Below are 22,750 nucleotides of genomic sequence, written 5' to 3' on the forward strand. Positions count from 1 at the left end.
ACATGTCAGCCACCGACAGTCGTCGTCTGCGAGCTGTATCGATCAGCGTCGAACGCGAACAACAGCGGTCGATACCCTCTCACCGATGAGCACGGACACTCGAGAGAGCGATCTGGGGGAACAGCCGTGGGTGGAGTGGAGCTCGACCGATCAGTCCTCGCGGACGAACGTCGGCCGGTGGGAACGGGCGGCTTCCGCCGTCGTCGGCGGCGCGCTCCTGTGGCGCGGTCTCCGGCGCCGGTCGCTCGGTGCGACACTCGCCGGCGGTGCGCTGGTCGCCCGCGGTATCAGCGGCCGCAGTCGGCTCTACCGACTGTTCGACGTCGACACCGCGACCGATCGCGAGGGAGTGGACGCCGATTCGACGACCGACAAACCGACGATCAAACGATCGATTACGGTCGATAAACCGCCCGAGGAACTCGAGACGTTCTGGCGCGATCCGGAGCAGTTGAGCCGGATCGTCGGCGAGTTCGCCGACGTCTCCTCGACGATGAGGGACGGGGACCACCACCACTGGCGGGTCTCGGCCCCCGCCGGTCGACAGTTCGAGTGGCAGACGCGACTCGTCGAGGAGCAGTCCGGCGACCGCCTGCGGTGGGAGACCATCGGGGGAGCACCGGTTTCCTACGAGGCGACGGTCCAGTTCCGCCCGGCCCCCGGTGACCACGGAACGGAGGTCACGCTCGAGATTCAGTACGACCCACCCGGTGGATCGCTCACCGACGGTGCGATGCACCGTCTCGGGATCGTTCCGGAGAGTCTCGCGGGCACCGTCCTCGACCGGTTCAAAAGCCTCGCGGAGACGGGCGAAATTCCGTCGCTCGAGACAAACCCCTCCGATCGCGGGAAGGGAGACCGTCTCTGAGATCAGTCGGTCGGCCGTTCCTCCGGACTATCGAAGCGCTCGGGCCGGTCGCGTCTAGCGGGTCGTTCCTCCGGCCGCTCGAGCGACCACCCCGAGTTCGGGCTGCGTTCGCGCGGTCGGCTGGCGCCGGCGTCGGAGCCGGTATCGGGCGAGTTCACGTCCACCCCCACCCGACCACTCGTCTCGTCGAAGACGTGGTGCGTGTGCGGATAGGCGATCTCGACGTCCTCTTCGTCGAACGCGTCCCACGTTCGCCGGTGGATGGCGGAGCGAACTTTCAGGGGGAGATACGGGGCCTCGATCCAGCACTTGAGGTCGATCAGAACGCCGTGGTCGGCGAACTCGCGGACGAACGCCCTCGGACCCGCGGGGAACTTCGATCGACCGACGCGGATCGGCGGGCCGCCCCCGATGACGCCGTCGACCCCTCGAGCGGAGCGCTCGAGGAGTTCGCACGCACGCTCGAGGTCGCCCTCGTAGGTGACGCAGACCTCGAGCGAGAGCCTGCTGCGTTCGTCCTCGGCCGAGAGGTTGCGCACGTCGCGTTCGCGCATGGTCTCGTTGGGGATGACCAGAAACGAGTTCTCGAGGGTGTAGACTCGCGTGTAGCCCAGCGTGATGTCGTCGACGTAGCCGCGTTCCTCCCGGTCGACGAGTTCGATCATGTCGCCGACCTCGTAGGGCCGGTGGACGAGGATGAACAGCCCGCTGATGTAGCTGCGGCCGACGGGGGCCAACACGGCACCGAGGACGAGCGAGATGACGGTAAACGAGAGGAAAACGTTCTGCGGTCGGAAGCCGAGCAGACCGGCGATGGGGACGAACGCGTAGGCGACGACGGCGATGCGAGCGCCCAGCAGGACCGCGTTGGCGGTCGACGGCCGGAGCACCCGCTCCTCGAGTCGCGGTCGGAGCCGCTCGGAGAGCAGCCGCGAGCCGAACCACGCGGCGACCACCGCGAAAATTGCGAGCAGCCAGGAGACGTCCACGAGATCGGCAACACCTCCGAGAATCGCGACCCCGCCGGGGTCGGAGAGCGACAGTAGTAGCGAGGACACTACCGCTTCTATCGTCGGCGGCTGAAAAAAGACGAGCGTGGCAACAGCCGGGGTCCGCTCGTCGACCGCGTTCCGACCCGCCGCTCACATGAAGCCGCGATCGACTTCGTCGGTCTCGATCAGGTCCTCGAGTTCCGCGCCGAGTAACTCGTCGGCTTCCTCGAACCGGTCGGCGAGGTCCTCGAGTTCGTCGGGTCGGTCGTACTGGTCGTACTCCATCGGACCGAACGCGGGGCTCTCGATGGCCTCCATGACGTCGTCGAAGAGGTCTTGCGGTCGGGTCGGAGCGTCCGCGTGGGTCTGGAGGACGGTCTCGAGGCGCTTCGAGACGGTCTCGACCTGGGCTTCGTCTTCCGGCGGTGATTGAACGGCGAAGCGACCGCCCGCGTCCTCTCTGGGGAGGAACGAGCCGATCTCGTCGTCCAGGTTGCGGGCGACCCGCGTGCCGACCCCGCGGACCTGGAACGGGTTCTTCGCGTAGGTCTTCAGGAAGAAGACGCCGGCGCGTGGATGGGCGAGATACATGTCCTCGCCGACGCCGCCGGCTCGGTCGCCGGCGACCGCACGCCAGCCTTCGGGATCGACGTCCCGCTCCGTGACGTCCTCGAGTACGTCCTGCCACTCGCGAATCCGCATACGCGACCATTGTGACGCGGAGAGAATGAACGTATCGGTCGCGACGAACGATGCCGGCCGACTGACTCGTATCCACCGAAACTGACTCAAATCGAACCAAAAGGAATACGATGATTCCCCCGACAGGGTGAGTAACCGACGTTTGATTATGTCTGTTGGCCGATCACTCTCGCTCGTCGAACTGTTTCGGGCCACACCAGCGACGAGTAGCCTTCTCGCGCTGGGGCCGCTCGCGCTGGCAGTCGGACAGCTAGCGAACAGCTACGTCAACGGCGTCTCTCCGGCCGTCTCGGTCGGATTCGCCGCCGTCATGGTCGCGTTCGCCGTCGTCGCGATGCGCCACCACGCGTCCGAGTACCGACTGCGCCGGCTCGAGACCGACCTGGACGACGACCGCGAGTCAGCGGCTGATTCGACGCGGTAACCTGTCGCCTCACGTTTCGAACTGCGCGGACGGCCCGCTAGCAAACGGATCCCGCTGACCACGGTCTATCCTCAAGCGCGCGTGGATTCGGTCGCGACGCGCCGCGCGTCTCGAGCGTCGTACGCGTTGTAGCCGGCCAGTGCCGCGACGAGCAGCCCGGAGACGAGCGTGCTCCAGAACGGACTCGTGGTCATCCCCAGCCCCGCCTGCATCTCGAGGAGTGCGGGCGAGACGATCAGCCAGATTCCCAGCAGCGCGACCAGTCCCGAGACGCCGACGCTGAGCGGGATGTCGTTGACGACCCGGTAGTAGTTGTAGCCGGCCGCGAGGAAGACGAGACTCCCGACGAGGACGTTGTTCCAGAACGCCGCCTGCGAGACGTCGTAGAGAGCGACCACGGAGAGCGCGACCCACGCCCCGATAACCGCGACGATCGCGCTGATGACCGAGACCTTGCGCCGCCGTTCCTCGTTCGCGATCTGTGTCGCGTCGTCGCGCGGGTCGCGGCCGGGATCGTCCCGATCTCCGACGCCGGTTCCGGAGTCGACGTCGTCGGCCGGGCCCCGAGCGCGCTCCTCGCGCCCGGTTCCGCCGTGGGTTCCGCTCGCCGTTTCCGGATCGCGGTCGTCTCTGTTCGAGTCACTCATGACGGTCTGTGGCTTCCGCTTCGCCGTCAAAAAACGGCAGCGACCGTTCCACCACACGGCGGGGAAACTCGTCGGTAATCGGTCGTTACACTGATCCGTCTCCCGATTCGACTCTCTACTGTCGTTCGAGCGGCGCACTCGTACGCGACCGATAGCGTTTTTGACGGCTCGCCCCTGACGAACACTCGTGCACGTACGCGGAACCGTCGCTGGCGAGGTCGAAGTGAAGTCGGTGTCGACGAGCTACGGCGAGAGCGATCTCGCCGAAGTGCCGCTACGACTCGCGAGCGACGGCGACGATTCGACGCGATCAGAGACGGCGTCTCGAGACGCCGCGCCCGACGTCGCGGACGGCCACGACGTCACGACGGTGACGCTGTGGAACAAGTGGACGGAGTCGGCGGAGTACCTCGAGCCCGGGCTGGAACTGCTCGTCACGAACGCCGAAGAGAAGGAGTACCAGGGCGAGACGCAGTACTCGACGACGGGCGACTCCTACGTCGTCGTCGAGCCGACCTTTCTGGTGAACGTGACGTCGATTCGCAACTGGGTCGAGTGTCCCCGACTCTACTTCCTGAACAAGCTCTCCGGCGTGCCGCTGAACTACCCCGTCGTGAAGGGGACGCTGGTCCACGAGGTCTTCGGCGACCTCCTCCGCGGGCGGGACCTCGAGGAGTCCATCGACGCCCGCGTCGACGAACGCGGTCTCGAACTCGGCCTGCTCGGCGAGACGGCCGAGTCCGTCACCGAGGACGTCCGGGAGAACGCGAAAGCGATCGAGGGCTGGCTCGAGCAGGGCCGGCTGACCGAGGAAGACAGCTGGCGATCCGAACAGTTGCTCATCAGCGAGACGTTCGGCATCCGCGGGCGGGCCGACGCCATCCGGCGGGGCGCGCCGGTCGAACTCAAGACGGGGAAGAACCTCAAGAAAGAACCGCGGTTCAAGGACAAGGTGCAGGCCGCCTGCTACGCGCTCTTGCTCGAGGAACACGGCGGGAGCGTCGACACCGGCACCCTGCTCTACACCAAGAACTCGGCGCTCGACAGGAACGAGGAGACCGGCGATCTCACCCCCGCGAAGGACTTCTCGATGGGCGACGGCCTGCTGAAGTTCGTCGTTCGGCTGCGCAACGAACTCGCGGCCATGGAGATCAAGGGCGAGATTCCGACGGGCTACGAGGGCTCGGCGAAGTGCGAGTACTGCTTCGAACAGGACACCTGTATGGTCGTCTCGGGGCGACTCGATCAGGAGTCCAAGGCCGGCCAGATCGGACAGGCCCTCCCCGAGGAGGAACGCGAGTACTTCGACCGCTTCTATCACGCCATCGAGGAGGAACGCCGGGAGGTCCACCGCGAGTACGCCAAACTCTGGGAGCAGGACGCCCAGGAGCGGGCCGACGACGACCGCGCGTTGATCGACCTCGAGTTCGTCGACAAACGGCCGCTCGAGGGCGGCCGCTGGGAACTGCGCGCGCGTCGAACGAGCGGCGCGAACTCGAAGATCAGGGAGGGAGACTTCGTACTGGCGAGCGACGGTCATCCGGTGCGCGGAAGTTCGGAACTCGCGATAATCGAGCGACTGGACGACGAGGTCGTGCTCACGGCCGACGAGCCGGTCGAAGTGACTCGGCTGGACGTCTATCCATCGGAACTGACGACGGACCGGCTGCTCGCCGCGATGCACGACGCGCTCCTCAAGGGCGACGAGCGTCGGAAAGACGTGCTGTTCGGCCGGACCGAGCCCGAATTCGAGACGATCGAGGAGACGTTCATCGACAACAACGCGGCCCAAAACGAGGCCGTCACGAAGGCCGTCGGCGCGCGAGACTGCGCGCTGATACACGGCCCGCCGGGCACCGGGAAGACCTACACCATCGCTCGCACCATCCGCGCCATGGTCGAACGCGGCGAGCGCGTCCTGCTCTCGGCGTTTACGAACCGGGCCGTCGACAACGCCCTCGAGGCGCTGCTCGAGCAACTGGAAGACGTAATCGAGGAAGACCGCGTCGTCCGCGTCGGCTCCGAGAGCGGCGTCCGCGAGGACATGCAGCCCTACCGCCTCGAGCGCGCCGGCGACCCCGAGGACCGACTCGCCGAACTCCAGAACGCGCAGGTGGTCGCCGCGACGACGGCGACCTGCGGCTCGCGGGTCATGAAGGAACAGCAGTTCGACGTCGCGCTGGTCGACGAGGCCGCCCAGCTCACGGAGCCGGGGACCTGTGCGGCGATCAACCTCGCCGAGCGGTTCGTCCTCGTCGGCGACCACGAGCAGTTACCGCCGGTCGTCCGGGCGGAGAACGACCTCACCGAGTCGCTGTTCGAGCGCCTCGTCGACCTCCATCCCGACGCCGGCGTCATGCTCGATCGGCAGTACCGCATGAACCAGCGCATTCAGGCGTTCGCCTCGACGGAGTTCTACGACGGCGAACTCCGTCCCGCCGAACCCGAGGTCGCGGCCCGCACGCTCGACGATCTCGAGGGCGTCTCCCGCGACGATCTCCCCGGCGAGCTACGTGACCCGGTCGCGTTCGTCGACGTCGAGGGCGACGGCAGCCAGTACACCGACAGCGAGGAGGCCGCACGCATCGCCGACCTCGTCGAAACGTACGAGGCGGCGGGGGTCGACCGGACCGACATCGGCGTCATCGCCCCCTTCCGCGCGCAGGTGTCCGAAATCTCGAGTCACGTCCCGGACGACGTCTCCGTCGACACAGTCGACCGGTTCCAGGGCTCGAGTCAGGAGGTCATCGTCGTCTCGTTTACCGCGACGGGGTCGCTCGAGGGGCCGATCTTCGACGATTACCGGCGAATCAACGTCGCGCTGACCAGGCCCAAGCGCGCACTGGTGCTGGTCGGCGACTCGGCGGCGTTGGCGTCGGATCCGGTGTACGAGCGGATGCTCGAGTGGGCGCGGCAGTGAACGCAACAGTACCGCCGTAGCGACGACGATACCGCTTCGAGCGCCCGATACACCTTCGCTTTATCGACGAATTTGACCACCCGCTAGTTCGGTTCGTGAACCGTGATTTCGCCCGTATCGTGTACGTGAACGTAGTAGCCGCGCACAGTGAAGGTGATCTCGGTACTCCCGGTACCCTCGTGTTCGATCAATTGATCGAGTGCTTCGGGATTCACGTAGTCGTACAGCGTGATCTCGAGTTCGGTCGGATCGACGTTCTCGATCGCGGCGATAGATCGGATGATGGCGATACTGATCGACGATGTATCGTCGGGAGTGTGTTCAACCACGATCGGCCCGTCTCTCCCGGGGCGGTTCTGATGATCGACGCTCATTGTTTTCGTGAGTGTGTTCGTGACTCCCGGGTTTCACGCTATCATGTGGACAGCAAGGTGTTTTAAGTGGTCACCTCTCAGTGATGCGACCGGTCGGTCGCTGCGCGTCGTGAGCGTCCCGAACCAGTTCGCCAGAGAGACGGTGACTATTGCTGACGTCGGCACGACGGCAACGGCGTCTCGGTCTGACCGACGCGTCATTCGTTCGATAGTGAATCGTGACCGGCGATATCGCTCTCACCGGAACTCAGCGAGAACCGCGTCACCTGTCTTCGTTCTGGGAGCGCGCGTCTTTCACGTTCAGTTCCGTGGACAGAACCGTCGAGGAAGCGCGTCTGAGGCGTTCGGATACCGATTGATTCGAGATATCGAATTCGTCGGCCAATTCCTGTATCGAAACTTGCCGGGGAATCTCGAAGTATCCGCGATCGACCGCCGTTACGAGCGCCTCGTACTGTTCGGGTGTTAACCCGGGTTGATTCGGATTCTTGTCGCGACACTGTCGAAGGCTCACAACATTGACGTCGACGTCTCGCTCGACGAGTCGATGATAGCTCCGAGTTGCACTCTCGTGATCCGGAAAGCGGAGTTGAATCGACCACGTCCCGTCGTCTGCCGATGCTGCGAGAATCGTTCCGTTCTCCTCGAAAATGAGGGAGACGATTTCGCAAACCTCGTCTACGAACCTGATCCTGTACAACCACTCGTCGATACCGGCGCGCACATGTGAGTACGTCTCGACGGATGGGTCGTCATCGAGAGCGGTCTCTATGTCCGACCGTTCACTACCGGCGAGCCACAGGCCGGGAAACTCGCTCGCGGCCGCCTGTTCCATCCTGCAGTGAAACGATGGAATCCGATCGAATACCCTGCCCAGTGCAGTATCAGTTGCGGACAACGCTAACTCCACGAACGTCGCCATCCTCGTTCCTGTCTCCCCATACAGCACTGTATAAAGACAGTGCTTACCCTTTGATTCTCAGACGTAATTGACACTATACTAATAACTATACAGGACTGATCTCGGATGAGACGAGCAATCAGCCGACCGTCGCGGACTCGAATACGGCAAGACGAACGTTTTTCTTTCAGAAATCTATACAAGAAGACGACATGCGACTCGAGGAGGAGAGCGAGATCGTCCGCGACGCTATTTCGGCCGAGTACGCCGATATCGTCGTCGCCGTCACCGAACTCGGCAGTCCGGCGACGTTGATGGTGTTACTCGCAGTGCTGTTCTGGTGTGGGGGCCGCCGCCGGAGCGCGCTCGTGATCAGCTACGCCGTCGCCGGACTCGGGTTTATCCTGGCCCTCGAGACGCTGCTCGGACTCCCGCGACCGCCGGAAGCGGTCTATCTCACGTCGATCGACGTCGAGGGCTACGGCTTCCCGAGCGGCCACGCCTTCGCGTCGGCGGTCGTCTACGGCGGTCTCGTCTCGGTGTACGACCGACTTCGAGATCCGGTCGCACTCCTCGGTGCCGGAACGCTCGTCGTAGCCGTCTCGCTCTCGAGGGTCGTACTCGGCGTCCACTACCTCGGTGACGTGATCGTCGGCGCGATACTCGGCGTCGCGTTCGTCGCCGCGATGAATCGGCTCAGTCGCGGGATGCCGACCGTCGGCTTCGCGGTCGCGGTCGCCCTCGCGATTCCCGCGGTCTACGTCACCGGCGCGGCCGTCTACGCGGTCCTCTCGCTCGGCGGCGCGATCGGCGGCCTGCTCACCGCCGGCTGGATCGATCGGCTGCCGCCGCTGCGCTCCCGACTCGAGGGGGCCGTCCTCGTCGTCGTCGGGAGTGGGGTCCTCGTCGCCCTCCAACTCGCCGAAGCGGTCGTCGACCTCACGCCCCTCCTCGCCGCACTCTACGCCGCGCTCGTCGCGTGGATCGTGTTCGCCCCGGCCGTCGTCGGCTGGTTCCGGACCGGTATCCTCGAGGTGGCACGGACGGAGTCGTAACCGGAGCGTAGATCGTCCCGTCTTCGAACTGAATGGGGGCTGAATCGCCGACGTTTTTCTCGTCCGCGGCCGAACGAGGAGTATGAACATCCCGCTGGGGACCGGAACGACGGCCGTCTCGCTCCCGGACTGCGACGTCACGGTCGCCGAACCGGCCGGCGGTTCACCCGTCGACGTCCGCGAGGCCGCCGAACGCGCGCTCGAGGATCCCCTCGGCCCCTCGCTCGCGTCCCGCGTCGATCCCGACGACGACGTCGCCCTCGTCGTCACCGATATCACCCGCAACGCGCCGGACGACGTGTTGCTCGACGTCTTACTCGAGCGGCTCGCGGACGTCGGCCTCGAGCGCGAGCAGGTGACGGTCGTCATCGGACTCGGACTGCACCGACCGATGACGGACGACGAAATCGAAGCGATGCTGGGGCCGCACGCCGATCTGGCGGTCAACCACGATCTGGACGCGGTCGTGGAGGTCGGAACGGTCAGTCGCGACGACGAAGACGTTCCGGTCGAGATCGGCGAACCGGCCGCGAACGCCGACGCGGTGCTCTCGACCGGCGTGGTCGAACCCCACCAGTACGCGGGCTTCAGCGGCGGCGCGAAGACGGTCGTCATCGGTGCGGGTAGCGAGTCGCTCATCCGGTACACGCACGGTCCCGAAATGCTCGCCCGCGACGGCGTCCGACTCGGCCGCGTCGAGGGCAACCCCTTCCGCGAGACGGTCGACGAGGCCGGCGACCTCGCCGGCGTCGACTTCTCGATCAACCTGTCCTACGGCCCTGCGGGCGTGCTCGGCGTCCGGGCCGGGGAGGGCCGACGGGTCGTCCGCGAACTCGCCGAAATCGCTCGAGACGCCCTCTCGGTGCCGATCGACCGCGCGTACGACGCCGTCGTCTGCGGGGTCGGCGCGCCGAAGGACGCCAACCTCTATCAGGCGACTCGCGGTGCGACCTACGTCGCGCTCGGCGATCGAAATCCGCTTTGGGAGGACGGGCGCCTCGTCGTGCCTGCGGAACTCCCCGAGGGTGCCGGCAACGGAACCGGCGAGCAGCGGTTTTACCGTCGATTGAGCGACGCTACGGACGCCGATTCACTCTACCGTGAGATGCGCAAGGGGTACGAACCCGGCGCACAGCGCGCGTTCGTCGTCGCTCGAGTGCTACGCGACCACGACCTGTACGTGACGAACAGCGAGGCGGCCGAGGTCGTCGACGACTGTCTCATGCACGCTCGAGACGACGTCTCCGATGCGCTCGAGGCGGGCAGCGAGGTGCTCGTGGTGCCGGACACGATGAACACGCTGCTCGTCGAGAAGTGAGGATCGCAGAGCGGGTACGCCGCAGGGACACACCCGGACGAAGCGTCAGTTTTGCGCCGAGGGAAGGGTCATCGTAAACGTCGCTCCCTCGCCGGGCTCGGACTCGACACCGATTTCGCCGCCGTGACGCTCGACGATCCGTCGACAGAGCGCGAGACCGATCCCGGTTCCCTCGTGTTCCTCGCGACTGTGGAGTCGCTGGAAGACCTCGAAGACGCGGTCCTGTTCCGCGGGATCGATTCCGATTCCCTCGTCCCGGATCGACACCGCCCACGTTCGCCCGTTCCGTTCGGCCGAAACGTGAATGCGGGGCGGTTCGTCGCCGCTGTACGTGATCGCGTTCGACAGCAGATTCTGAAACACCTGCCGTAACTGGCTGGGGTCACCCGCGACGCGCGGCAGTCGGTCGGCCGTAACCTCGGCGTTCGTCTCCTCGATCTGCAGCGAGAGGTCCTCGAGCACGTCGTCGAGGAGACACTCGAGGTCCACCGGCTCGAACGGATCGCCGCGCGTCTCGACGCGCGAGTACTCGAGTAACCCATCGATCATCTCGCGCATCCGGTCGGCGCCGTCGATGGCGTACTCGATGAACTCCTCGCCGTCGTCGTCGAGTTCGTCGGCGTAGCGGCTCTCGACGAGCTGGAGGTAGCTGGAGACCATCCGCAGGGGCTCCCGGAGGTCGTGGGAGGCCGCGTAGGCGAACTGTTCGAGCCGCTCGTTCGACTCCTCGAGTTCTCGTTCTCGCTTCCGTCGCTCGGTGATGTCGCGCGCGATCCCGATCATGTACGCGCGATCCAGTTCCACGTGAGCGACGTTGACCTCCGCCGGATAGGTGGTCCCGTCCTTCCGCTCGTGTTCGCCGGTAATCGTCACGGCGCCCTCGGCTTTCACCTCCTCGACGTGGGATCGCCACTCCTCGACGTCGTCGAATCGCCGTTCCATGTCGGGGACCGTCAGATCGAGCAGTTCGTCCCGGTCGTAGCCGAGCCGGCGACAGGCCGTCTCGTTGACGTCGATGAACTGGCCCGTCTCCGGCTCGATCACCAACACGCTGTCGTTGGAGTAATCGAGCAGCGTCCGGAACAGTTCGCGTTCACGGTCGCGCTCCTTGCGCTCGGTGATGTCCCGGAAGTAGACCGAGAGCCCGGTGTCGGAGGGGTAGGCACGGACCTCGAACCACTTGTCGAGCGGCTCCGGATAGTAGCCCTCGAACGAGACGGTCTCCTGTTCGTACATCGCTCGCTCGTACTGCTGTTCGAACTGCTGTCGGATCGCCGCCGGAAACTCCTCCCATATCGTCTTTCCGAGCAGTTCCCGATCCTCGGGGTTGATCAACTCGTGTGCGCGCTCGTTGAAGTACGTGAAGTTCCAGTCCTCGTCGAGGGCGAAGAACGCGTCCGAGATGCGGCCGTAACTCTCCTCGAGTCTGCGCCGCGTCTGGACGCTCTCGATCGCCGTCGCGAGGATGTTCGCGATACTCCGGACGAAGGTGGCGTCGTGGTCCGTGAACTCGCGTCGGTCGGTCGTATACGCGCCCAGCACGCCCCACGGGTCGTCGACCGAGCCGATTCTGACGCTGATCCCGCTGACGACGTCGTGGTCGGTGAGCAACGCCGGTTCGGAGAGTCGCTCTTCGCTCCGGAGATCGCCGACGATGATCGGATGTTCGGTGAGCAGCGTGTATCCCGCCTGCGAGTCCTCGTTTGCGGGAACCGTCGTCGACCCGATCAGTCCGTCTCGCCACCCGACGCCGTCCCGGAGAAAGAGCGTCTCACCGTCGGGGAGCAACTCGAGCGTCTCCACGTACTCGGTGTCGAGCGTTTCTGCGACGGCAACCGAGGCGTCGTGCAGTAACCCGTCGAGGTCGTCGGTCTCGAGTGCGTGTTGTCCGAGTTCGGCGACGACTTCCTGCTGGCGGACCCGTTTGCGGAGTTCTGCGTCGGCCTCGGAAGTCGAATCCATTCTATCCTTGATAGCCAAGAATGACGTGTAAATGCTTCTATTTATTATCACGTCAGAATGACGTTCTCTGAAGCGATAATGAGGCTGCAAACACGGCGTCTCCGATTCGGTCCCAGCGCGACCGATCGACCGTCGGGTAGACCGTGACCGCTACGCAAAACGCACCGAGACCGCTGCGCGAAAACGGATCGGAACCCCTACGCGGACGAGTAGTCGGCTTTCCCCTCGTCTTCGCTCATCCGAACCCAGTAAACGCGGGTGTACGGCAGGTGGATGTAACTCTCGTCCTCGAGTTTGATCCGGAGACCCTGTACCTTGCCCGAATCCGTGATGTTCCCGGCGTCGACTGCTTCCTCGGCGGTCCCGTCGGGTGCCTCGTACGCGACTTTCGCCATGGTGTGATGACCGTACTCGCGTCAATAAGAGGCATGCACGCGAATTCGGGCACACGGTCGGATCCCGCAGACTCGAATCGAGACGCCGGAACGGTCAGTCCTCGCTATCGGCCGCCGCCCAGAGGGGATAGAGGTCGTCCTCGACGGGATCGGTGATCGACTCCCCGTCGAGACCGAGTGCGAACGCCCCTTCGTGCACCGAGCCGATCTCGGCACCCTCGAGTCCCGCGTCCGAGAGGGCCGCGAGACAGTCGTCCACCGCGTCGCTCGGAACGGTCGCGAGCAACGCTCCGGAGCCGAAGATTCGGAGCGGATCGACGTCGGCCGCCTCGCACAGCCGTTTCGTCTCGTCGCGAACCGGGACGGCCTCGCGATCGATCTCGAGTCGGACGCCCGAGGCGCGGGCGATCTCGAGCAGGCCGGCCGCGACGCCGCCCTCCGTGGGATCGTGCATCGCGGTCGCGCGGTCCCGGATCGCTCGAGCGTCGGGGGCGACGCTGATCTCCTCGAAGAACGTCTGGGCGCGCTCGCGGGTGTCGTCGTCGACCCCGAGATCGTCCCCGAAGTCGGCCGCGAGGATGGCCGTCCCCTCGATTCCCGCCGCCTTCGTGAGGAGAACGCTGTCGCCGGGTTCTGCGCCGCCCGTCGGGACGAACGACTCGGCCGTTCCCATCGCCGTCAGCGAGAGAATCGGTCGCTCGAGTTGGTCGACGTACTCCGAGTGACCGCCGACGATCGACGCGCCGATATCTCTCGCGGCGGCGTCGAGATCGCGCGTAATCGTCTCGAGGGACGTCGCCTCGTCGGGGAGCATGATCACGGCGGTCAGCCAGCGCGGATCGGCTCCGGAGGCCGCAACGTCGTTACAGGCGACGGGGACGGCCAGCGTGCCGACCCCCTCGGCCGCGAGCGAGATCGGGTCGGAGCTGACGACGAGCGTGTCGTCGCCGGAGAGTGCGATCGCGGCGGCGTCCTCGCCGTCCGCCGGTCCCTGCAGGACCGTCTCGTCGTCGGCGGCCGTTCCCGTCCGACCGAAGACGTGTGCGAGCAAGTCGTCCGGGCTCACCTTGCCGGGCATAGCAGGAACTGGGACGGTTCGAGGTTTGTAGCTGTCGGGAGCGTGTCGGCTCGCGGCCGGTGGAGGAGAGAACGAATAGCGGTTGGGCGGCGTATCGAGCAACGACGCTCAGGCGCGATCGGGAGCAACGGCCTTCATCGTCCGTCGAACCTCGTCCTCGTCGGCGCCGCGCGGGAAACTGATCGCGACGGCATCGAGCCCGTCGACGGCCTCGTAGGCCTCGAGTTGCTCGCGCGTCTCTTCGGGCGTTCCGAAGGCACAGAGATCGTCGAGGATGCTCTCGTCGACCAGTTCGAGCGCGCGCCCGCGGTCGCCCGCCTGCCAGGCGTCGTGGATTTCGGGCGCCTCGTCGTACCCCTGCCGTTCGAGCGCGTCGCGGTAGAACGTGCCCATGCCGCCGATATAGAACCCGATGTGCTGGCGGGTGAGTTCGCGCGCACGCTCGGGATCGTCCAGCGCACAGCAGGTGACGCCGGTCGTGACGTGGACGTCGTCGGGATCTCGGTCGCCGAGTTCGGCCCCACGTTCGATGTCCTCGAGGCGGTCGGCCATTCCCTCGGGGGTGAGCATGATGCCGTGCCAGCCGTCGGCGAAGCGACCGGCGAGTTCGACGGCCTTGGGACCCATCCCGGTGACCTCGATCGGCGGGGACGGCTCCGGCGCCTCACAGCGCAGGCGGAAGCCCGAGAGCTGGAAGTCGTCGCCGTCGTAGTTGACCGGCTCTCCGGAGAGCACCTCGCGGACGATCTCGACGGTTTCGCGGGTTCGTCGAAGCGGGTTGCCGTACTCCATGCCGTGCCAGTTCTCGATCACGACGGGGCCGCTCGGGCCGAGTCCGAGGCGGAACCGGCCGTCGGAGATCTCCTGCATCGTCGCCGCCGTCTGGCCCAGCAGGGCCGGCGAGCGCGAGTAGGTGTTGAGGATGCTCGAGCCGAGATCGATCGACTCGGTCCGTTCGGCCATTGCGGTCAGGACGACCACGCCGTCTCGACCCCAGGTTTCGGGGAGCCAGGCGCAGTCGTAGCCGCCCTCCTCCGCCAATTTGGTGTAGTCGACGATCGAGTCGACGGTCGGTTGGGCCGCGACCGGGAGGTGAACGTCTCTGTCTGTCATCGTTGTGCACAGAGAAGAGCCGCCCTTTTGGATGTATGGGAACCGGTGGCGCAGGGTGAATCGTTTACGCTGGACCCGAGTGAAAGCAGCGTCGACGGATCCCGAAAGCCGAAATCCCGTCGCGTGCGACCGGTTCGGTCACTCGTCGTCGCCGTCGGCTGCCGGGAGCGTCACCGAGAACGTCGTTCCCTCGCCGGGCTCGGAGTCGACGGTGATCTCGCCGCCGTGGCGCTCGACGATGCGTCGACAGAGCGCGAGTCCGATCCCCGTTCCGGCGTGTTCCTCCTGACTGTGGAGTCGCTGAAACACCTCGAAGATTCGATCGGCGTCGTCGGGATCGATGCCGATCCCCTCGTCGCGCACCGATATCTCCCACTCGCGGCCCCGGGGCTCCACCGATATCTCCCACTCGCGGCCCCGGGGCTCCGCGGTCACGTGCACGCGCGGCGGCTCGTCGCCGCTGTACTCGATCGCGTTGTCCAAGAGGTTCTGGACCACCTGCCGCAACTGGCTGGGGTCTCCCGCGACGCGCGGGAGCGGCTCCGCGGTGATCTCGGCCCCGCTCTCCTCGATCTGTATCTGGAGATCGTTCCGGACGTCGTCGAGGACGGACTCGAGGTCGACCGGTTCGAACGGATCGCCCCGCGTCTCGACGCGCGAGTACTCGAGTAACCCGTCGATCATATCGCGCATTCGTTCGGCGCCGTCGACCGCGAACGCGAGGAACTCGCGGCCGTCCTCGTCGAGCGTCTCATCGTAGCGTTGTTCGATCAACTGGAGGTAGCTCGTGACCATCCGCAGGGGCTCCTGGAGATCGTGGCTGGCAGCGTAGGCGAACTGCTCGAGTCGTTCGTTGGATTCCTCGAGCTTTCGCTCGTACTCCCGGCGTTCGGTGATATCCTGCGACATTCCCAGCGCGGCGAAGACGTCGCCGTCGTCGTCCCGAATCGGGACCGTCTGGAACTCGTAGACCTGACTGCCGAGTTCGATCTCGAACGAGTCGGACTCCCCCTCGAGTGCGGCTTCGTACCGCGGGACGAGTTCATCGTCTAACGGCGGTGAGAGCGCTTCTTCGACGAACACTCCGTCTTGAGAGCCGACCGTGACGTCGGCCTCGTCGAGCGGCGTCCCGCCGATCGTCTGGTAGCGGAGCTCCTCGTCGACCAGCGCGACGGCTCCGTTCGGGAAGTGTTCGATGAGGGTTCGGTACCGCCGCTCGGACTCCTCGAGTTGCCGCTCGCGCTCGACGCGTTCGGTGACGTCCCGGAAGTAGACCGAGAGGCCGGTCTCCGACGGATACGCGTGGATCTCGAGCCACGAGTCCAGCGGGTCGGGATAGTAGAACTCGAACGACGTCGGTTCCTGCGTCTCCATCGCTCGTTCGTACTCCTCGCGGAGCCGCGTATTTGCGACCCAGTCGAAAACGTCCCAGACGTACTCGCCGACCAGTCCCTGGTTCTGGAAGTCGATCAGTTCCTCGGCGCGCTCGTTGACGTGCGTGAACCGCCAGTTGTCGTCGAGCGCGTAGAACGCGTCGGTGATCCGTCCGAGGATTTCGCTCAACTCGGTCTCGAGCTCCGTCTTTCGCTGCTCGAGCTGTCGCTCGCGGTCCTTGAGTTCCGTGATGTCTTCGCCGGCCACGATGACCCGCTCGACCTCGCCGTCGTGGCCGAAAAGCGGCGCCGCGTTCAGGTGGAACTGCATCCGGTCGCCGTTCGGCGGATCGATGACGATCTCTTCGTTCCGTAGCGTGACGCCCGTCCCTGCGGCGCGGGCCGACGGCGTGTCGCTCGGGGCGAGCGGGTTCCCGTCCGCGTCGTAGAGGTCCCACTCGCCCGCGTCGTCGGGTTCGTCGATGAACTCCCGCTCGGAGAGACCCAGGGCCTCCTGCGCTCGCTGGTTCGCCATCACCGTGTCGCCGTCGGCGTTCTGGACGGCGATCGCGATCGGCGCCGTTCGCAACAACTTCTCGGTCTGTTCGGACTCGCGGCGGAGCTGGTGCTCGCGTTCTTTCTGCTCGGTGATGTCGGCGACGGAGAAGACGATGCGTTCGTCCCCGTACCGGCTGTCGTCGATCGACGCCGCATTGATCGAGAGCCACCGGCGGCCGACTCCCGGGATGTCGGCCTGACACTGATAGTCGATCACCGACTCTCCGGTCTCCGCGACGCGCATCCACGGCCACTCCTCGAGGGGAATCAGTTCGTCGTCGCCGTCGTAGAGATCCCATGACGCGAGATCGTAGTCGGAGAGCGCCGACTCGCCGACGTTGAGGCGATCGAGCAGTTCCTGATTCGCACGGATGACCTCGCCGTCGACCGTACTCACGAGGATACTGACCGGAACGGTCTCGAGGATCTGCTCGACTAAATCGCGCTCCTGCCGGAGTTGCTGTTCGTTCTCGCGGCGTTCGGTCATGTCGCGAGTAACCTTCGTAAACCCCCGCAGGCGACCGTCGTCGTCGCGAATCGCGGTGATCGTGACGGACGCCCAGAACCGGGAGCCGTCCTCGCGAACCCGCCACCCCTCGTCTTCGACGTCGCCCTCTCTCGCCGCCGTCTCGAGGTTCCGTTCGGGAACGCCGTCGTCGACGTCACCGTCGGTGTAGAACGTCGAGAAGTGGGTCCCGACGATTTCGTCCTCGTCGTAGCCCTTGATCCGTTCGGCTCCGGCGTTCCAGCTGACGACGCGACCGTCGGGATCGAGCATGAAGATCGCGTACTCTTCGACGGCGTCGACGAACGAGGTAAACTCCTCCCGGTCGGGCCGCTTCGGCTCGGACGGACGCCACCAGACGCGAGTCGTCTCGTCGACGTCTCTCGTCCGGAGCGTCCCCCGTTCGGCGAGGGTCATCAGCGTTCGGCGGGCGGTCTCTCGCGGACACGCCAGTTCGTCGGCGACCTCGGCGGCCCCCACCGGTCTGGACGGGTCGTCGAACTGCGCGAAAATCCGCCGGATGTCCGCTGGAGAGATATCCGACGTCGAATCCGAGGAATCCATTAACGCGAGTATTGTACCCGGATCGTAAACGTATGTTGGTCGGATTGTGAGGGCCGTTTTCGTCTTCGGATTCCGTCACGGGCGACGCCACTGGGAGATTGGGTCGCGATGTGTGAAAATTCACGGATGCGATCGCAATCCGATCGCCGGGCTCGCGGCGATCGAGCCTCGAACCGCGTCGAGCGGCGGTGACGCGGTCCCTCAGACCTCGCGGTCTTCGCTGATCTGCGGGACGCCCTGGACGGTGATCGTCTCGCCGACGACGTACGACGAGGCGGGGCTGGCGAGGAACTGCGTGACGTCGGCGATCTCCTCGACGGTGCCGATCCGGCGGGCGACCTCCTCGCGGTCGATGTTGTCCGCGGAGACGCCCATCTGGCTCTCGACGCCGGGCGTGGCGACGAAGCCGGGGGCGATACAGTTGACGCGGACGTCCTCGTCGGCCCACTCGTAGGAGAGCGTCGTCGTGAGGTTGATGACGCCCGCCTTCGAGGCGCCGTAGGGACTCATCAGCGGCGAGCCGCGCTGGCCGGCGACGCTCGCGAAGTTGACGACGGTGCCGCCGCCGTCCTTGAGGTGCTCCGCGGCGGCGTGCGTACAGTTGTAGGTGCCGTGGAGGTTGATGTCGACGATGGTCTTCCATCCGTTCTCCGAGACGTCGTCGAAGTCGGCCATAAACGACGCGCCGGCGTTGTTGACCAGCACGTCCAGCCCGCCGAACTCCTCGACGGTGGCCTCGACGAGCGCCTCGACGGCTTCCCGCTCGGTCACGTCACACTCGATCGCCAGCGCCTCGCCGGGGCTGGTGCTCGCGTTGATCTCCTCGGCGACGGGGTCGACGTTCTCCTGCTCGCGCGAGCAGACGACGACATCGACGCCGTCGGCGGCGAAGCGTTCCGCGATTCCGCGGCCGATCCCGCTCGAGGAGCCGGTGATAATGGCGACGTCGCCGTCGACGCTGAACTGTTCGGTGCTCATACGCGGTCACCTGCGAACCGGCGCTGGTGAGTTACCATTGTTAGATACACCCGGATATATGAAGACACTGTTAATAAAGATAGGCATCACTCCCGAAGAGCGTAGGATTAAGTGAGTGGCAATCGCTGACACGAATACACGGACAGCGACGGGGTCGCACCTGACACCGGATATCGGCACAGACGGCCCGTCGCCGGAGAATCCATGACAGACGACACCCCAGCGGACACCCCACAGTACGGACCGAAACGGCAACAGGACGTGTATCGCAAGGGCATGCTCGAGGGCCAGCCCCCCGAGATCCCGGTCTCCTACGAGGATCTGGTCGACCGCGCCCGCGAGGAACTGAGCGACGAAGCCTTCGCCTACGTCGCCGGCGGCGCGGGCTCGGAGTCGACGGTCCGAGCCAACGACCGGGCCTTCGACGCCTGGCAGATCGTTCCCCGGATGATGCGCGACGTCTCGAGTCGCGACCTCTCGATCGAGCTCTTCGGTCACGAGTATCCGGCCCCGGTCATGCTCGCACCGATCGGGGTCCAGGGGATCCTCCACGACGAGGCCGAACTCGCCGTCGCCCGCGCGGCGAGCGAGTTCGATGTTCCGATGATTTTGAGCTCCGTCTCCTCTTACACCTTCGAGAAGGTGGCCGACGAACTCGGCGACAGTCCGGGCTGGTTCCAGCTCTACTGGAGCTCCGACCGGGCGGTTGCGGCCAGCTTCCTCGAGCGCGCCGAAGACGCGGGCTACGAGGCCGTCGTCGTCACCCTCGACACGCCGAAGATGGGCTGGCGCGAACGCGATATCGAACTCGGCTACCTCCCCTTCCTGCAGGGCCAGGGGCTCAAAAACTACTTCGAGGATCCCGCATTCTGTGACCGACTCGAGGGCGACGATCCGTGGGCCGATCCCGAGGCGTCGATCGAGTCCTGGAGCGAGTGCTTCGGCGACGCGTCGCTCACCTGGGACGACCTCGAGTGGCTGGACGAGCAGACAGACCTGCCGGTCCTCGTCAAGGGGATCCTCCACCCGGACGACGCCCGCGAGGCGGTCGAGCGCGGCGTCGACGGCATGGTCGTCTCGAACCACGGCGGGCGACAGGTCGACGGCACGATTCCCGCGCTCGAGGCGCTTCCGGACGTGGTCGACGCCGTCGAGGACGCGACCGGCGACGACGAGGACGTCCCCGTGCTCTTCGACAGCGGGATTCGCCGCGGGAGCGACGTCTTCCGAGCCGTCGCGCTCGGTGCCGACGCGGTGCTGTTGGGACGGCCCTACGCGCTGGGTCTGGGCGTCGACGGCGAAGACGGCGTCCGAGCGGTCCTTGAGAACCTGCTGGCCGACGTCGATCTGACGGTCGGCCTCTCGGGCTGTTCGAGCATCGAGGAGGTTGACCGCTCGAAACTGCGGAGGGCGCAGCGGTGAGTAGCGACGATCGGAAGCGCGGCGACACTGCCGCGACCGGCACCGCGGCGTGGGACGCCGTCTTCTGGGACATCGGGGGCGTCATCCTCGAACTCGAGTCCGTCCAGGGCGCACACGCCGCGTTCGTCGAAGGGCTCGTCGAGGAACACGATCTCGAGGTGACGGTCGAGGAGGCCGTCGACACGTGGCGGACGGCCGTCGGGGACCACTTCCGCGAGCGCGAGGGCACCGAGTTCCAGTCGGCCCGCGAGGCGTACGCGACGGGAGTCGAGGCTCTCGTCGGCGAGGATCTCCCGCGCGAGCGATGGGAGTCCGACTTCGAGCACCACGTCGAGTCGTCGATCGAACCGGTTCCGGGCGCCGTCGAGACGATCCGCGAACTCTCCCGGCGCGACGTCCACGTCGGCGTCGTGAGCGACGTCGACGACGAGGCGGGGAAGGAGATGCTCGAGCAGTTCGGCGTCCGCGAACACTTCGACTCGATCACCACGTCCGAGGAGGTCGGCCGGACGAAACCCGATCCGGCGATGTTCGAGACCGCGCTCGAAAAGGCCGACGCCGCGCCCGAGCGGTCGCTGATGATCGGCGACCGCTACGACCACGACGTGAAGGGAGCCGACGATGCGGGCATCCGCGGCGTCGCCTTCGGCGCCGAAGACGGGCCGGCGGTCGCCTATCGAATCGAGTCGCTCGAGGAGATTTTGGAGATCGTCGACGAGGACGGTCCCGGGGCGTAAGCCGGGACGAAGACGTTTCCCGGCGGAAGGCGGACGGTGGGTGAGGCTCGACGCTCGAGACGGGATCGAGCCGACGTCGACCGTGTTACTCAGCCGATACCCAAACCCTTTTTTGGATATTTTGCGACGGAAGAGATAATATGGGGGTCAACGCCGACGGCGAGCCCGTCGACACCGAGGAGGCGATCATGCGGGCCACGTATCGGGCGCTGTGCAAACACGGCTACGCGAACCTGACGATGCAGGCGATCGCCGACGAGTTCGACAAGACGAAAGGCGTCCTCCACTACCACTACGACACCAAGGAAGCCCTGCTCGTCGCGTTTCTCGAGTACCTACTGGACGCCTTCGAGCGAAACATCGCCGTCGAGGGCCACGACGACCCCGTCGAGCGGCTCGAGGCCCTGATCGACACGCTGCTGTTCGGCCCGCCCGAACGGACCGAGTTCGATCACTGGGAACTCACGACCGCGATGCTCGAGGTTCGCACGAAGGCCCCGCACAACGCCGAGTTTCGCCGGCAGTTGAGCCGCAACTACGAGACCGTCGAGGCGACCGTGATCGCGATCGTCGAGGACGGGATCGAACGGGGCGTCTTTCGCGACGTCGATCCGGAACAGGTCGCGACGCTGCTGTTGGCCAGCATCAACGGCGCGCGGATCTATCAGGTCACCCTCGAGCGCGACGACGTCGCGGAGATCACCCGGGCGAGTCTCGACGCGATCGTCCACGAGTGGCTCCGTCAGTCCGATTCGACCGACGACGAGAGCCGCTGAGGTGCGGCGAGCGGTTCCGCGTACTGCGCGCCGATCGATAACTCAGTACGCTACGTCGAGAGAGGTTGCACCGATTCGGCGCGCTACTCGGACTCTCGCGGTTCCCGATTCTCGCCGATCCACGTCGCTTTGACGTCCACGAGCGACTCGCCGATCTCGTGTCCCCGGTAGCCGAAGATGTCTTCGGCGCCGTCGTCGGACATGAGTATCGGCCAAAACGGCTCGTCGGCGGTTAGCTCCTCTCCGTCGACGGTCGCGTAGACGGTCCCCTCGGGAACGCGTTCGAAGTTCTCGACGTGGAACTCTGAGGACTCCCCGTCGGGCTTCGGAACGGGCTCGCCCATGTGGAAGTAGTCCGGATCGGCCTTCGGTGGGTCGCCGGGGAGCGCGTCGACCCGCTCGAGGAACGCGCGCGCCTGATATTCGGCGGCATCGGCCGCGTCCTCGGAGTCGTCCGCGGCGAGTTCGATCTCGACGGTGAAGCCACACGTCGTGATCGTGTGTTCGTTGACTCCCCAGTGATCGACGACGTGTGGCACGGGTAGCTCCGAGGCCAGTTCGAACTCGCGCTCCTGAGCGCTGTGTACGAGCGCGAACGGCGTGGGTTCGGCCTCGGTACCGTGCAGCGAGAGTGACGTGCGGCCGTCGACGACCTCGCAGAGTCGGGCGGCGATCCGTTCCTCCCGGTCGCCGTCCGGGTCGCCGGGAAACGCGCGGTTGAGATCCGAGTCGAGGTACCGCTCGCCGGCCTCGATCGCGGCCGGGTTGGCGAGGACGAACGCGACGCCTCGCTGGAGGTCGAGGTCGGCCCCGCGCAGGCGGCGCACCGCGCGGATGCCGCTCATCTCGTCGCCGTGGACGCCGGCCACGACCACGACCTCGGTTTCTCCCGGTCCCCGAAGGGGTCACGTCGAGCGGACCGAACTCCTCGTCTGTCGTTCTCATACGGATGTCGGACGCAGTAGTTCGCATTCAGCAAAGACGGCGGTGCTTGCGCCTGTCGGGAAGACTGCGCGCCGGATCCGTTCGGGATTCGACGTTCAATTCGAGCGGGCAGGAATCGACGATGCTCGCCGCGTTCACCGGAT

Annotated in this window: 20 protein-coding genes; 8 read left to right on the forward strand and 12 right to left on the reverse strand. The window is 65.8% G+C overall.

All coding sequences use genetic code 11. From position 1 onward, the window contains the following. Positions 1–85: 85 nt before the first annotated feature. A complete protein-coding gene (locus ACSFC7_RS21010) occupies positions 86–868 on the forward strand; it encodes an SRPBCC family protein (RefSeq protein ID WP_436344756.1) in 783 nt (260 codons plus the stop codon). Between the two features lie 2 nt (positions 869–870). Here ACSFC7_RS21010 and ACSFC7_RS21015 read toward each other — a convergent pair whose 3' ends face one another. Together ACSFC7_RS21015 and ACSFC7_RS21020 are read right to left on the reverse strand one after the other, a co-directional pair. Then, complete coding sequence (locus ACSFC7_RS21015) at positions 871–1,926, reverse strand: mechanosensitive ion channel family protein (protein WP_436344757.1); 1,056 nt, start codon at positions 1,924–1,926, stop codon at positions 871–873. 84 nt (positions 1,927–2,010) lie between these two features. Next, positions 2,011–2,562, reverse strand: a complete 552-nt coding sequence (locus ACSFC7_RS21020; protein WP_436344758.1) for a hypothetical protein — start codon at positions 2,560–2,562, stop codon at positions 2,011–2,013. Positions 2,563–2,710: 148 nt separating this feature from the next. On the opposite strand from ACSFC7_RS21020, the gene ACSFC7_RS21025 reads away from it, so the two are divergent. Then, positions 2,711–2,986 (forward strand): hypothetical protein, encoded by a 276-nt coding sequence (locus ACSFC7_RS21025; protein WP_436344759.1) that lies wholly within the window; start codon positions 2,711–2,713, stop codon positions 2,984–2,986. A 71-nt stretch (positions 2,987–3,057) separates the two neighbouring features. Here ACSFC7_RS21025 and ACSFC7_RS21030 read toward each other — a convergent pair whose 3' ends face one another. Continuing rightward, positions 3,058–3,633, reverse strand: coding sequence for an SPW repeat protein (locus ACSFC7_RS21030; RefSeq protein WP_436344760.1), 576 nt, complete (start codon positions 3,631–3,633; stop codon positions 3,058–3,060). A 187-nt stretch (positions 3,634–3,820) separates the two neighbouring features. On the opposite strand from ACSFC7_RS21030, the gene ACSFC7_RS21035 reads away from it, so the two are divergent. Further along, complete coding sequence (locus ACSFC7_RS21035) at positions 3,821–6,553, forward strand: AAA domain-containing protein (protein ID WP_436344761.1); 2,733 nt, start codon at positions 3,821–3,823, stop codon at positions 6,551–6,553. Between the two features lie 83 nt (positions 6,554–6,636). Here ACSFC7_RS21035 and ACSFC7_RS21040 read toward each other — a convergent pair whose 3' ends face one another. Both ACSFC7_RS21040 and ACSFC7_RS21045 read right to left on the reverse strand, forming a co-directional pair. Then, on the reverse strand, positions 6,637–6,882 hold the full coding sequence (locus tag ACSFC7_RS21040) for a HalOD1 output domain-containing protein (protein ID WP_436344762.1): 246 nt from the start codon (positions 6,880–6,882) through the stop codon (positions 6,637–6,639). A gap of 307 nt (positions 6,883–7,189) precedes the next feature. Beyond that, the gene (locus ACSFC7_RS21045) at positions 7,190–7,762 is read right to left on the reverse strand and encodes a helix-turn-helix domain-containing protein (RefSeq protein ID WP_436344763.1); all 573 of its coding nucleotides are present in this window, start codon (positions 7,760–7,762) and stop codon (positions 7,190–7,192) included. A 278-nt stretch (positions 7,763–8,040) separates the two neighbouring features. On the opposite strand from ACSFC7_RS21045, the gene ACSFC7_RS21050 reads away from it, so the two are divergent. Beyond that, complete coding sequence (locus ACSFC7_RS21050) at positions 8,041–8,883, forward strand: phosphatase PAP2 family protein (protein WP_436344764.1); 843 nt, start codon at positions 8,041–8,043, stop codon at positions 8,881–8,883. An 82-nt stretch (positions 8,884–8,965) separates the two neighbouring features. After that, a complete protein-coding gene (locus ACSFC7_RS21055; RefSeq protein ID WP_436344765.1) occupies positions 8,966–10,201 on the forward strand; it encodes a lactate racemase domain-containing protein in 1,236 nt (411 codons plus the stop codon). A 45-nt stretch (positions 10,202–10,246) separates the two neighbouring features. On the opposite strand, the gene ACSFC7_RS21060 is transcribed toward ACSFC7_RS21055, so the two are convergent. The 6 genes from ACSFC7_RS21060 to ACSFC7_RS21085 form a co-directional block, all read right to left on the reverse strand. Beyond that, positions 10,247–12,163 (reverse strand): ATP-binding protein, encoded by a 1,917-nt coding sequence (locus ACSFC7_RS21060; RefSeq protein WP_436344766.1) that lies wholly within the window; start codon positions 12,161–12,163, stop codon positions 10,247–10,249. A gap of 197 nt (positions 12,164–12,360) precedes the next feature. Continuing rightward, positions 12,361–12,558 (reverse strand): hypothetical protein, encoded by a 198-nt coding sequence (locus tag ACSFC7_RS21065; protein ID WP_436344767.1) that lies wholly within the window; start codon positions 12,556–12,558, stop codon positions 12,361–12,363. Positions 12,559–12,652: 94 nt separating this feature from the next. Beyond that, positions 12,653–13,636 (reverse strand): AIR synthase family protein, encoded by a 984-nt coding sequence (locus ACSFC7_RS21070; RefSeq protein ID WP_436344768.1) that lies wholly within the window; start codon positions 13,634–13,636, stop codon positions 12,653–12,655. A 108-nt stretch (positions 13,637–13,744) separates the two neighbouring features. Continuing rightward, positions 13,745–14,749: a TIGR04024 family LLM class F420-dependent oxidoreductase gene (locus tag ACSFC7_RS21075; RefSeq protein WP_436344769.1), complete on the reverse strand. Its 1,005-nt coding sequence runs from the start codon at positions 14,747–14,749 to the stop codon at positions 13,745–13,747. A gap of 138 nt (positions 14,750–14,887) precedes the next feature. Beyond that, the gene (locus tag ACSFC7_RS21080) at positions 14,888–17,749 is read right to left on the reverse strand and encodes a PAS domain-containing protein (protein ID WP_436344770.1); all 2,862 of its coding nucleotides are present in this window, start codon (positions 17,747–17,749) and stop codon (positions 14,888–14,890) included. A gap of 201 nt (positions 17,750–17,950) precedes the next feature. Continuing rightward, positions 17,951–18,727, reverse strand: coding sequence for an SDR family NAD(P)-dependent oxidoreductase (locus ACSFC7_RS21085; RefSeq protein ID WP_436344771.1), 777 nt, complete (start codon positions 18,725–18,727; stop codon positions 17,951–17,953). Positions 18,728–18,931: 204 nt separating this feature from the next. Here ACSFC7_RS21085 and ACSFC7_RS21090 point away from each other — a divergent pair, with 204 nt between their 5' ends. The 3 genes from ACSFC7_RS21090 (at position 18,932) to ACSFC7_RS21100 (ending at position 21,662) form a co-directional block, all read left to right on the forward strand. Beyond that, positions 18,932–20,149: a lactate 2-monooxygenase gene (locus tag ACSFC7_RS21090; RefSeq protein WP_436344772.1), complete on the forward strand. Its 1,218-nt coding sequence runs from the start codon at positions 18,932–18,934 to the stop codon at positions 20,147–20,149. Continuing rightward, positions 20,146–20,886 (forward strand): HAD family hydrolase, encoded by a 741-nt coding sequence (locus tag ACSFC7_RS21095; RefSeq protein WP_436344773.1) that lies wholly within the window; start codon positions 20,146–20,148, stop codon positions 20,884–20,886. Before ACSFC7_RS21090 ends, ACSFC7_RS21095 begins: the two co-directional genes overlap by 4 nt. Before the next feature lie 140 nt (positions 20,887–21,026). Next, positions 21,027–21,662 (forward strand): TetR/AcrR family transcriptional regulator, encoded by a 636-nt coding sequence (locus ACSFC7_RS21100; protein WP_436344774.1) that lies wholly within the window; start codon positions 21,027–21,029, stop codon positions 21,660–21,662. Between the two features lie 83 nt (positions 21,663–21,745). On the opposite strand, the gene ACSFC7_RS21105 is transcribed toward ACSFC7_RS21100, so the two are convergent. Continuing rightward, complete coding sequence (locus ACSFC7_RS21105) at positions 21,746–22,537, reverse strand: succinylglutamate desuccinylase (RefSeq protein WP_436344775.1); 792 nt, start codon at positions 22,535–22,537, stop codon at positions 21,746–21,748. Positions 22,538–22,750 lie beyond the last annotated feature (213 nt).

This window comes from Natronorubrum halobium (genome assembly GCF_051351675.1).
GTDB lineage: Archaea > Halobacteriota > Halobacteria > Halobacteriales > Natrialbaceae > Natronorubrum.